Origin of the sequence: Vibrio splendidus (genome assembly GCF_001557875.1) — a bacterium.
Lineage (GTDB): Bacteria > Pseudomonadota > Gammaproteobacteria > Enterobacterales > Vibrionaceae > Vibrio > Vibrio splendidus_F.
In genome coordinates this window covers 135,515-148,329 of the sequence record NZ_LNRF01000004.1, presented here as the reverse complement: position 1 = coordinate 148,329, position 12,815 = coordinate 135,515, and the positions used below count along the sequence as shown (strand labels likewise).

Genomic DNA, 12,815 nt, shown 5'->3' with positions numbered 1-12,815 from the left:
AGATAAGTATTTATTAAGTGAATCTTTTTCTGGGTTGATAGATTGTTGATTTGAATGTCTTTGGTGAACTCGACGTGTTGGATAGAAATGTATCAACAAATAAAAAGGCACTCACTGTGTGGTGAGTGCCTGTAATCGTTCAAATCAATATCAATATCAATATCGACTAGGCGTTAGCCGCTTCCGGTTTTGCTTCTAATTTTTTCTCTTCAGGAGACAAACTTTTCTCGTATTGGCCGTATTTCCACCATGCATAGCCAAGGAAGATTACGATACCACCCACGTTGTAGAAGATGATGGTCATGATGTCTGCGCCTGTTGGGAAGGTTGAGGCGAAGAATCCAACGGTGAAGATGGCGATAAGAATCGACACTGCTGTAATGCCGACCGTACGAGAACCCATGCGAAAATCACGAGGAAGATGGTCCAGTTTCACACGCAGGTGAAGATAAGCAATCATGATGAACAGTGGCGGTAGCATAGAAGCCGCTGCTGTCATGTTGATGATGGTGCTCATCAGATCTTGTACTGTGTCAGATGCCAACGTTGGGATGAACATCAATGGAATCACGATGAAGAACTGAACCCATGCGGCACGCTCTGGAACACCTTGCTTGTTTAGTGCAACGGTCTTCTCGCCGAAGATGCCTTTAGGGATTTCAGAGAAGAAAATTTTAACTGGTGTCGCTGTCCACATGAGTAGAGAGCCCAACATCGCAGTGAATGAAACCACACCAACGAAACGGTTCATCAGGATTTCAGACAGTCCAAAGTGTCTTGCTAGTCCTTCAAATACCTGCACTGAGCCTCCTGTAAATTTAAGCTCTTCACGAGCAACAAATACGTTCGCTAACACAGATCCTACCGAGTAAAGCGCACCGATGAAGATACCTGCGATGATGATTACTTTAACAAAAGATTTGTGACCGCCTTTGATGTCGTTAACGTAAACCGCTACCGATTCTGCACCGCCTGCCGCCATGAAGATCCAAGTGATTACACCAAGGAATGCCCAGTTGAAGCTTGGTGTCATTGCTTCGATGGTGATTGGGTCAGCTGGCTCGATACCACCAACTAAAGCACCGCCAGATAGCAAGATGTAAGACATCGTTAGTAGCAGCATCAGTGATGATGTTAGTGAGGTGATAGGGCCCAGTAATTTCGCGCCGTTGTTAGAGATATGAGTCGCGATAGCAAACAAAATAGTACTCAGAATTGCGGTGGTCATTGGCGTGAATATGTACTCAAAGCCTAAGAACGCATACGACGCGTAAGCGATGATTCTAGGCAGCAGAGAGGTGAAGAAGAACAGGTTAACAAACCAGTAGGTGTAAGCTGAAATAAACGCCCAGCGGCCGCCTAGAGAGCTTTTAACCCAAGAATAAACACCCGCTTCAGAGTCTTTATTCAGTGATACAAATTCAGCGACTATCAGGCAGAAAGGAACAAAATAAAAAATGGTCGCTAGAAAGAACATCGGAGCCGAAGAAAGGCCGATCTCGATGTTGTTATTAATGATGTTATTGAAGCTGTATACCGCCGCGAAGGTCATAGACAGTAGGGCAAATTTGCCTATCGTACTGCGTTTATTTTCGGACATGATGTTCTCCGGTGAATCACGTTGATGATCGTTATAATTTGGTCCTAGATAGGGAAACTCTAGGCCGCACTTTTATTGTTATGTTGGTTTGGCAAACACCCGCTTTGTTTTGTCAGGGTTGGCTCATTGTTGTTTTTATAGGTTTACGATCGGACTTCTTTGTACTTTTCTCTTCTGATGTTTCAGTAAAGTTATTACCAGAACAAAGAGTTAAAGATTATGAAGTTCATTGAAGAGATTGCTTGTTTCATGAACGACGTTTTATAAGGCTTGTAGGGGCTTTGTGTCGTTTTATTTATATAAATCAATTTGTCTCTTCAGCAAGAAGATTAAAGATTAAGCGGCGGGAAGTTAATCGAAATTGATCAAATATGTGACCTTGAGTAAATAAATTTAGTTAATGTTTTACCTTGATTTTTATTCGAGTTTTATTACCGATTAATTAGTGTTTTTCGTGAAGTTAAACCTTGACGGAACGGCGTTTTTATTTTTGAAGTCCTTGTTTTAATTGTCTGATTTAAAACAAAAAAAGCGCCAATGAAGGCGCTTTTCAATTAGATGTATAGATTCTGGATTACGACTGCTTAGCCGTTTCTAGCTTTGCCTCTTTACCAGCTTGCTTCTTTTCAAAGCGAGAGATCCACCACCATGAAATACCAGAGAATACCGCTGTCATGAATACGTTGATGAAGAAGGCTTGAACAAGGTCAACACCAGTCGGGAATGCCGATGCTGTCATGCTCACAACGAAGATACCAATAAGTACCGATACAACAGCCATACCTTGAACTCGAGTACCCATACGGAAATCACGTGGTGTGTCGTCGTGTTTCAAGCGGAACACAAAGTAAGCCACCATGATGAAGATTGGCGGTAACATTGCGGTACCTGCTGTTAGGTTGATAGCTGTGTTCATCATGTCTTGTACTGATTCAGAACCGAAGCCGTTAACCACAAGCATGACGAATACAAATGCGAACTGCCACCAAGCAGCACGTACTGGCACGCCGTGTTCGTTAAGCTCTGTTGTCTTCTCGCCGTAAACACCTTTAGGAATTTCAGAGAAGTGAATTTTTACTGGAGCTGCTGTCCACATCATCATCGAACCGAACATCGCAACGAATAGGATAACACCGACGAAGCGACCCGTTAGAGATTGTGAAATGTCGAAGTAGTTCGCCATACCTGTGAAGATTTCAACCATGCCGCCAGCGTAGGTCAATTCATCACGAGCAACGAATACGTTTACTAGAAGAGAGCCAACTGCGTACATTGCGCCGATTGCGATACCCGCACCAATGATAACCTTGATGAAAGACTTGTGACCGCCCTTAACATCGTTTAGGTAAGCGGCTGCGGTTTCTGCACCACCGGCTGCTTGGAAGATCCAACACATGATACCTAGCGTTGCCCAGTTGATGGTCGGTGTCATTGCTTCAAGCGTGATTGGTTCTACTGGTTCATGGTTGCCGCCGAGTGCCATTAGTGCACCGATAACGTAGATTGCAAATAGAGCGAATACACCGTATGCCACGATCTCGGCAATCTTACCTAGCCAGCTCGCGCCTTTGGTTGAGATGTGAGTCGCTGCTGCAAACAGAGCAATCGAGATAGCCGATGTGACGACTGGCGAGAAGGCGTATTCATAGCCCAACATCGCGTAAGACGCATAAGCAATTACGTTTGGTAGCAGTGATACAAACCAGAAAAGGTTTACGAACCAGTATAGGAACGAACCTAGGTAGGCTGCTTTTGAGCCTAGCGGTTTTTTAAGCCAGTCGTACATGCCTGACTCAGAATTTTTATTTGCGGATACGAATTCAGCAATGATGAACACGAATGGAATAAAGTAAATAAGGGTAGCGAGCAAAAAGATAGGGGCTGAACTCAATCCCAATTCGATGTTGTTGTTTACAATGTTGCGAACGTTAAATACCGCTGCAAATGTCATGGAGAGTAGGGCAAATTTGCCTAACTTACCGCGTACAGATTCAGACATAGTGTCCTCCAAGGGTCACGTAATTATAGTCGTTATATCTTTAAGCTTCCTTGTAGGGAAGAAGCATAAAGGCGTTTGCAGTGTGACTGAGCCTTGAACGGCAAGCCTCGGTCACACTGTGAATAGATCTTGTTGTTGCTACTTTCAGCTGTTTGGCTTCGGTAGCTTGTTCTCGGCTGCTTACTTATTAAGGAAGTAGCCGTCTTCGATGGTCACTTTCAGCACTACTTTGCGAACTCGGTTATCACCGTGAAAGCGGTAAGCTTTGCTGTTATCAAAGATCGCCACTTGGCCTTCAACTAACTCACGAGTCTCGCCGTTACCCATTAGGTGTTCACGGTCGTTTTCATCGCTGTAAGCTTGGGTCTGTTCAAGTTGAGACTTAGCTGCAAACTCGACCGTTTCACGACCTTCCAAGTAGTAATGCACATCAAAGTAACGGCGGTTGCCGGTGAAGTTTTCTGTGTTACGAGCCACGCCGTCTTCAATCATGTAAGCCAGTGAGTCACCAATGGAATACATCACGCCATCTTTGATGTTGCCGATGTTTTCAATCGCTTCTACACAGCGCTGCCATTTACGACCGTCGCGGTAAACGACTTTAAATTGCTCTAGGTTGTCTAAAACGATCATCGCTTATGCCTCGTTCTGTTGTGGTTGAGTTGTTGGCGTATTCGCCGTGAAGAACTCGTCACCAAAGTTATGATTGATAAGTACTTGTGCATTACAGTCACCTGCTTGGAATGGCACTAGCGTTAGACCGTAGCGGAACTCATCCATGTATACGCGGTAAGAGTCCAACACTTCACTGCCCCAAGAGTTTGAGCCTAAGCCCATCACTTGGTGATCTAGATTTAGCGTGATGTAACCACTCTTCTCTAGCTCAATCGTGTGCTGTGCTTGATGCAGATTTTGGTTGGTGTAGAACCACGCGCTGAAGTTGATTTCTTGTTGTGGTTTCACCGCAATACCATTGCCAGCGCGACTTGAAAGCGCAGCCCAACGAACGTGTTGGCGGTTGCCGTTGTTTTGTGGGAACGGGTAGTTCTCGAACATGTCAGCCACGGTTGATTGGTAAACGTCAATCATGTTGGCTTGCTTGCTGTCTTGGTAGTTCTCTTCAGGGCCGCGTCCGTAATATTGGACTTGGTTGAAGTCGCCGTTGATACCCATGTCGAAACCAATCACTGGAATCACGTGTGGGTAATCACCGTAGCGTTCGCCACTTAGCTCAACGTTTAATTGACCTTCGGAACTGATCTGGTAGCGATATTCACAGCGCATGCCGAAATCGAATACTGGTGGAGCAATGATGCTGGTAGTGGTGATCTCTACCTTGCCGTTTACCTGTTCAACACTTAGCGTGCGGAAATGCTCCTGCATGATCTGTAGGTGTGCAGGTTCCCAGTAACCATCGTGCTCTTGCTTATGGTTATCGATCATTGGCTTAAAGAAGTTCAGCTTAGGCTCCGACTTAATCAGCTCTTCGCCATTCACTAGCCATGACGTCAGTTTGCCATTCACTTTCGAGAAGTTCAGAGCAAAGTTGTGGCCTTTGATTAGGTAAGCTAAACGAGACTCTTCCACATTCAGTGCTGTCGCATTGTTGTTAGTGAAGGCTTCTAGCTGTGCTGTGTTCTCTTTCACTTGGAATTGGTAAACAGCGATGTCGTGGTTCGCTTCGCTGTATGAAGTGCGAGAATCCTTACGAACCGTAAAGTTGACAAACACTTCACGCTCATCAAGTTGTGGCAAGTTAAGAGTAAGTTCGCGGCTAGAGTTTTCAGCCAGCTCTTCAACCTTGATGTGTTGTACAGCAATGGTTTCACCTTCAGCGCGGACTTCCGCAGTGATGGTGTAGTCATCGATGTTTGAGAACCAAAGCTTGTTATCCACAGTGAAGGTGCCCGTTTGTGCATCGAAATCGCGAAGCTTCACTGGGGCAATCACTTGCTTGTACTCTTTCAAGCCTGGGCCTGGCGTTTGGTCTGGATAGATCAAGCCATCCATACAGAAGTTGTAGTTGTTCGGGTAGTCACCGTAGTCACCGCCGTACTTGTAGAACTCTGTGCCTGCTTCATCACGCGCTAGAATGCCGTGGTCACACCATTCCCAAACATAGTGACCTTGAATCGCGTCATGCTTGTAGAACACGTTTTGGTATTCAGTTAAACCGCCTGGGCCGTTACCCATTGCGTGTGCGTATTCACAGATAATGCGTGGTTTTTCGTGTGGGAATTCACCGAAGGCATTCATTAACTGAGCGCGTGAGTACATGGTTGAAATGATGTCGACCACTTCAGCATCACGGTCTTCTTCATAGTGAACCAGACGCGTGTCATCAATTGCTTTTGCTGCATCGTACATAGCACGGATATTGCAGCCGTAGCCAGATTCGTTACCTAGTGACCACATGATGATAGAAGGGTGGTTCTTCTGAGCGTGAATATGGCGTTCGATACGCTCAACAAACACCGCTTCCCATGCCGGATCGTTAGTGATGCGGCTTAGGTCGCCAACGTTAGCAAAGCCGTGTGTTTCGACATCAGTTTCGCCCATTACGAATAGGCCGTAGATGTCACATAGCTCGTAGAAGCGTGGGTCGTTCGGGTAGTGCGCCGTGCGTACTGAGTTGATGTTGTGCTGCTTCATCAACACTAAGTCTTTTTCTACGCGATCCATGCCAACTGCACGACCTTTTAGGTGGTCGTTGTCGTGACGGTTTACACCGTGCAGCATCACGTATTTGTTGTTGATGTAGAACAGACCATCGCGAACTTTGATGTCACGGAAACCAACACGTTGTGGAATCACTTCTAGCACTTTGCCATCGGCGTCTTTTAGCGTCAGCAATAGTTGGTAAAGGTATGGGGTTTCAGCGTTCCATTGAACTGGGTTCACGACATCGATAGAGAATTGAGTATTCGCATTGCCATCGACACTTAAGTTATCTACTGAGCCTTGCGAGATAACTTGGCTGCCATCAAGCAATGCGTACTCAAGGGTTGCGTTTGCCGCTGCTGCTAAGTTTTCTAGTTCCACTTTGCACGACAGGGTCGCGCTTTGGTAAGCGTCGTCGAAATCAGTGCGAACGGTAACGTCTTGAACGTGCAGTTGTTCTTTACCTACTAGGTAAACGTCACGGAAGATACCGCCAGTCCACCACATGTCTTGGTCTTCAATGTAGGTGGAATCTGCCCACTGCATTACACGAATAGAAAGTAGGTTGTTGCCTGCTTTTACCTGGCTAGAGATATCGAATTCAGCGGTTAGGCGACTGCCTTTGCTGAAACCAACATACTCACCATTTACGTAAACTTCGAAGTAAGTTTCAACGCCATCAAATTTAATGATGGTTTGTTTCTCGTCCCAGCTTTCGCCAAGGAAGAAAGAGCGTTGGTATGCGCCGGTTGGATTGTCTGATGGTACGAAAGGCACATCAATTGGGAATGGAAAACCTTCATCTGTGTATTGAAGATCGCCGTGGCCTTCCATTTGCCACATGTTTGGAACCGTGATGTTGCCCCAGCCGCTCATTTCCTGAGAATAGAACTCTTCAGGAACCAATAGCGGATTGGTGAAATAGCTGAAATTCCATTGGCCACTCAATAGTTGGAAGTGGCTGCTCAGTTCACGCTGAAACGTTTTTGCATTTTTTTCTGATGCGTACGAGAAGAAGTATGCACGCGGTGCCATACGGTTCTCATGTAAGTTCAGGAAGTTTTCCCAGTTGTTCACGTTGCCTCTCTCTCGGTCTGAATGCAGTTTGCTGACCGACGTTCTTATGCGTAATTGGGTCGTAGTGAATACGAGTATTTTTGGACTGAGGTAATTATTGGTAAAAGTTTTACTAAATGAAATTAGTGAAAACGTTTTACTTTAACTTCATCACGTTTTTTATGGTCTTTTTGCGGTGCTGTGTGATCCACTTAAAAGAATGCTATTAGCTGATTTATACAGCAGGTTAAAGAGGGGCATATGTGTCGATTGATGTATGTGATGGGCACAAAAAAGGCCACTTTCAACAAAGGTGGCCTTAATTTATCTATTTGATATATTTAATTATTTTGTTGTATCACGCAGCTTGAGTTTGCTTGGAACATAGACGCGTAATGGGATAGTGCGACCGTCGCGTACTTTCTCGATCAACAGGTTAACGCCTTGAATTCCCATGAGTTCAGAGTGAATACGAACAGTCGATAAAGATGGGAAGGTAAATTTAGCTGTTGGGATGTCGTTTACACTAATCAGCGCAATATCTTCAGGAATGTTTAATCCGTGCTCATGAACTGCTCGTAAAACGCCAATTGCGATGGAATCTGACGCAATAAACATGGCTTTAGGGTAGTCGCCTGTCGCGAGCATCTGCTTTGCAAGCTTGTAACCTGAAGAGCTAGAAAAGTCACCACGGTAGATGTCTTGCTCACTGACAACGTTCTTGAGGCTGCCATATTCAGCAAAGGCCACTTCACGAATATCAGGGGTGTTGACGTCGTCTTGGCCACCAATAAAGCCGATGCGCTCATAGCCTTGATTGATAAAGAAGTTGGTGATCTCTTTGCTGATCAAAGCCAGGTCGATATCGACAGAGTCATAAGGTTCTGAGTGATCAGTAAAATCGACATAACAGATATTATCGCTCAGTTTTTTAGCTTGCTCGATAACCTCTGGTGTCATTCTTCCCACCAACAAAACACCTGTGATTGGCGCTGAATTGATCTGTATTTTACTTTCATAACAGTTGGTTAGCTTAACTTCCATCTTTTCGCATTGGGTTTCAATCCCGTGGCGAATCGATAGGTAGTAAGGGTCGTTAACCTCAGCTTCTTGCTTGTAGTTATACAGTGCTAGGAAGTGATGGTTTTGTTTTTTACTGCTAACGGTTTTTCGTGAGCTGCTGGTTTTGTATTCCAACTTCTCTGCAATTTCAAAGATACGCCTTTTGGTCTCTTCCTTGACGCTTAGTGTTGGATCTTCATTGAGAACCCTTGAAACTGTAGCCAATGATACATTCGCTTCAGTCGCGATATCTTTTAACGTTGCCATACTCACTTCCTGTTATTGGAACATTGCGTTGCTTTGAAATTGGTATTTAGTAAAAAAGCAATGCACCTCTTTATTCTGCAGACCTATTGTAATCAAACTGGACGTCATTGCATTAACTTTTAGTAAAATAAATGCTCAACTCATCTGTGATGTCTCAAATCTAACTATCTATAATTATCTTATTAAAATTCAATGAATTAGGGTTTAACAGCTATACGTTCTCTCTATTTCATGATCAGTACCAATGATGAAAGTTAGTGTAAACGTTTACACTTCGTGGTTTTGATCACAGAATTATAGTCAAAATGGCTGCTACTATTTCTGACATACGGTGCTACTGAGCTGAATGTCAGTTCGAGTTAGCCCACGAATGACGACAAAGAGAGGTTGATTGTGAAAGTACTGGTTACGGGCGGCATGGGTTACATCGGAAGTCATACATGCATTCAAATGATACAGGCAGGTATGGAGCCGATCATTGTTGATAACCTTTGCAACAGTAAAGAGCTAGTGCTGGAACGAATCGAATCGTTAACTGGCAAGCGACCAACGTTTTATCTTGGCGACATTCGTGATCAATCTTTTCTAGATAGCGTGTTTGCAGAAAATGATATCCAAGCGGTGATTCACTTTGCTGGCCTGAAAGCGGTAGGGGAGTCGGTGGCTAAGCCTTTGGAATACTACGATAACAACGTCAATGGTTCACTGGTGTTAGCTCGAAGCATGAAGAAAGCGGGCGTGAAAAGCATCGTATTTAGTTCTTCGGCTACCGTTTACGGCGACCCGGAAGTAGTGCCGATTACCGAAACTTCACCAACTGGCGCGACAACCAACCCTTATGGTCGCAGCAAATATATGGTGGAAGAGTGCTTAAGCGATCTGTTCAATGCGGAGAACGATTGGAGCGTGACTTTACTGCGTTACTTCAATCCAGTCGGCGCACATCCATCGGGCACTATGGGTGAAGACCCACAAGGTATCCCAAATAATTTAATGCCGTTTATTGCTCAAGTAGCCGTTGGTCGCCGTGAAAAACTGGCTGTTTTTGGAAACGATTACCCAACAGTCGATGGCACAGGCGTTCGTGACTATATTCACGTAATGGATTTAGCGGATGGCCATGTCGCAGCACTAAAAGTGGTTGGCGAGAAAGCGGGCTTACACATTTACAACCTAGGTACGGGCAAAGGCTCAAGTGTACTCGAGATGGTTGAAGCCTTCGCACAAGCATCGGGCAAACCGGTTCCTTATGAACTTTGCCCACGCCGCGCAGGTGATATTGCCGAGTGTTGGGCAAGCACTGAAAAAGCAGAGCGCGAGCTTGGCTGGAAGGCGACGCGTAGCGTGATGGAGATGACGGCGGATACGTGGAATTGGCAGTCGAATAACCCGAACGGCTACTAGCTTGTGTAATTGAAGCAGCCTAGCTGCAACTCCAATTTCTTTGGGGAAGGCAAAGGCAAGAGATGAGAAAAGCGAGATTCCAGATATCTCGTGCCTCGATTCCGGAATGACGAGTGAGTATTTGGTTCCTAACGTTATGAACCCCCGCGTCATTCCCTACAGCGAGGAACGAGCGTGATAGGGAATCTCCTTTTAGAAGAATTATTCATCTTGGTGAATTGACCAAGACACAAAATTTGAGAGCAATCTAAACATGTCAAAAGTTGAATTTAACCCAGTAGACCATCCACACCGTCGTTATAACCCATTAACAGGTCAGTGGATTTTAGTATCACCGCACCGAGCGAAACGCCCTTGGAGTGGCCAAGATGAAAAACCATCGACAGCGCAGCTTCCAGCGTATGAGAAAGAGTGTTTCTTGTGCCCAACCAATACGCGTATCTCGGGCGACGAAAACCCAGATTACGATGGCACTTATGTATTCAGTAATGATTTCGCGGCGTTGATGCCTGATTCGCCAGATGCTCCAGAGTCTGAAAATCCTCTATTTAAGACTCAAGGTGTACGTGGGTTGAGCCGCGTGATCTGTTTCTCTCCGGACCACAGCAAAACGCTGCCAGAGTTACCAGTAAACAAGATTCGCGGTGTTATCGACACATGGAATGAACAGATTGAAGAGCTAGGTAAAGACTACCTATGGGTTCAAGCGTTTGAAAACAAAGGTGAGACCATGGGCTGCTCTCAGCCTCACCCGCACGGTCAAATCTGGGCGAACAGCTTTTTACCCAACGAGATTGAACGCAAAGAAAAGCTTCTAAAAGAGTACTTCGAACAACAAGGTTCTAATCTTTTAGTGGATTACGTTGAAGCTGAAATGAAAGACGGCTCTCGTACTGTGGTTGAAACGGAACATTGGATTGCTGTAGTGCCTTACTGGGCTGCATGGCCATTCGAAACCATGTTGCTTCCAAAAACACATATTCGCCGTATGAGTGAACTAACTGATGAACAACGTGATGACTTAGCACTTGCGATCAAGAAGCTGACCAGTCGTTACGACAACTTGTTCCAATGCTCATTCCCTTACTCAATGGGTTGGCACTATGCGCCGTTCTTTGAAGAAGGTACCGACATCGACCACTGGCAACTGCACGCACTTTTTTACCCGCCACTGTTACGCAGTGCTTCGGTTAGAAAATTCATGGTCGGTTACGAAATGCTGGCTGAGTCTCAGCGTGATTTAACCGCAGAACAAGCAGCGCAACGTCTTCGCGATTTGAGTGACGTTCACTACAAAGAGCAGTAATACGTTGCTTCGTAGATAACAAGCGAGATTCCTGATACCTCGTCTCTCGATTCCTGGAATGACGACAGGTGAGAAGCCCATAAGTGTAAGAGCTTAGAAGCTTAAAAGCTTAGTCGCTGATGTTGTCATTCCCTAGCGTGAGAGACGAACGAGATAGGGAATCTAAAAGAATTAAAGTGGTGCCGTGAAGGGGCCATAACCAAATGAACAAAGAGTTTAACCAGAGAGTTTACTTATGTCTGACCTAATCCAAAACGTGAAAGCATCTTTTGAGCAAGTCCTTGGTTACCAAGCGACTCATATTATTCAAGCACCAGGTCGTGTGAACCTGATCGGCGAGCACACCGATTACAACGATGGTTTTGTTCTACCGTGTGCCATTAACTACCAAACGGTAGTTGCTGCGGCTAAACGTGACGACAACATTGTACGCGTAGTATCAGTGGACTACGGTAATGCAGTGGATGAATTCGACCTAACTCAAGAGATCACATTCCAACAAGACAAGATGTGGGCTAACTACATTCGTGGTGTGGTGAAGTGCTTAAAAGGTCGCGGCTTTGAATTTACAGGTGCGGACATCTCTGTAACGGGTAACGTGCCTCAAGGTGCAGGTTTAAGTTCTTCTGCGGCACTGGAAGTGGTGATTGGTCAAACATTCAAGGTGCTTTATAACCTAGAGATCAGCCAAGCCGAAGTTGCGCTTAATGGTCAGCAAGCCGAAAACGAATTCGTGGGCTGTAACTGCGGCATCATGGATCAAATGATCTCAGCTGAAGGCCAAGCAAACCACGCGATGCTTTTGGATTGCCGTAGCCTAGAAACTCAAGCGGTTTCGATGCCAGAAGATATGGCTGTGGTTATCATTAACTCAAACAAAAAACGCGGTTTAGTCGACAGCGAGTACAACACGCGTCGTGAGCAGTGTGAAGAGGCGGCGCGTATCTTTGGTGTTCCAGCACTTCGTGATGTGACCATTGAGCAGTTCAAAGCGAAAGAGTCTGAATTGGATGAGATGGTTGCTAAGCGTGCTCGTCACGTGATTACTGAAAATGACCGTACTGTTGAAGCGGCTCAAGCTCTACGTACCCACGACATGAAGCGTATGGGGGAGTTGATGGCAGAATCGCATGCATCAATGCGTGATGATTTTGAAATCACAGTGGAAGAGATCGATACGCTGGTGGATATGGTCAAAGAAGTGATCGGTGAGCAAGGTGGCGTGCGTATGACGGGCGGTGGTTTCGGTGGTTGTATTGTGGCATTGGTTCCACCTGCATTGGTTGATGAAATTAAAACAACCGTGGAGCAGAAATATCAAGCAGCGACGGGTCTAAAAGAATCTATTTATGTGTGCCAAGCGAAAGACGGAGCAGGCTTAGTTGAAGTAATCTAACGGCTTCGAGACTTAATGTAGAGCTTACCAACTAAAAAGATCATGGTAGGCCAAATACTAAAGC

The 12,815-nt window shown here is 45.3% G+C and carries 8 protein-coding genes; 3 read left to right on the top strand and 5 right to left on the bottom strand.

The window, feature by feature from the left end; translation table 11 throughout:
* Positions 1-166: 166 nt before the first annotated feature.
* From ATB74_RS12045 to ebgR, 5 genes are all read right to left on the bottom strand, one after another.
* Positions 167-1,600 (bottom strand): amino acid permease, encoded by a 1,434-nt coding sequence (locus ATB74_RS12045; RefSeq protein ID WP_060982584.1) that lies wholly within the window; start codon positions 1,598-1,600, stop codon positions 167-169.
* A gap of 574 nt (positions 1,601-2,174) precedes the next feature.
* Positions 2,175-3,599, bottom strand: a complete 1,425-nt coding sequence (locus tag ATB74_RS12040) for an amino acid permease (RefSeq protein WP_061018690.1) — start codon at positions 3,597-3,599, stop codon at positions 2,175-2,177.
* Positions 3,600-3,779: 180 nt separating this feature from the next.
* On the bottom strand, positions 3,780-4,232 hold the full coding sequence (locus ATB74_RS12035) for a beta-galactosidase subunit beta (protein WP_061018687.1): 453 nt from the start codon (positions 4,230-4,232) through the stop codon (positions 3,780-3,782).
* A 3-nt stretch (positions 4,233-4,235) separates the two neighbouring features.
* The gene (ebgA, locus tag ATB74_RS12030; protein WP_061018686.1) at positions 4,236-7,337 is read right to left on the bottom strand and encodes a beta-galactosidase subunit alpha; all 3,102 of its coding nucleotides are present in this window, start codon (positions 7,335-7,337) and stop codon (positions 4,236-4,238) included.
* A gap of 324 nt (positions 7,338-7,661) precedes the next feature.
* A complete protein-coding gene (gene ebgR, locus ATB74_RS12025; RefSeq protein WP_048658119.1) occupies positions 7,662-8,645 on the bottom strand; it encodes a transcriptional regulator EbgR in 984 nt (327 codons plus the stop codon).
* 393 nt (positions 8,646-9,038) lie between these two features.
* Between ebgR and galE the strand changes: the two genes are divergently transcribed.
* The 3 genes from galE (at position 9,039) to galK (ending at position 12,751) form a co-directional block, all read left to right on the top strand.
* Complete coding sequence (gene galE, locus ATB74_RS12020; protein WP_061018685.1) at positions 9,039-10,049, top strand: UDP-glucose 4-epimerase GalE; 1,011 nt, start codon at positions 9,039-9,041, stop codon at positions 10,047-10,049.
* A gap of 253 nt (positions 10,050-10,302) precedes the next feature.
* The gene (locus ATB74_RS12015; protein WP_017069513.1) at positions 10,303-11,355 is read left to right on the top strand and encodes a UDP-glucose--hexose-1-phosphate uridylyltransferase; all 1,053 of its coding nucleotides are present in this window, start codon (positions 10,303-10,305) and stop codon (positions 11,353-11,355) included.
* 235 nt (positions 11,356-11,590) lie between these two features.
* Entirely contained in the window at positions 11,591-12,751 is a 1,161-nt protein-coding gene (gene galK / locus ATB74_RS12010; RefSeq protein WP_061018683.1) for a galactokinase, read from the top strand.
* The last annotated feature ends 64 nt before the right edge of the window (positions 12,752-12,815 follow it).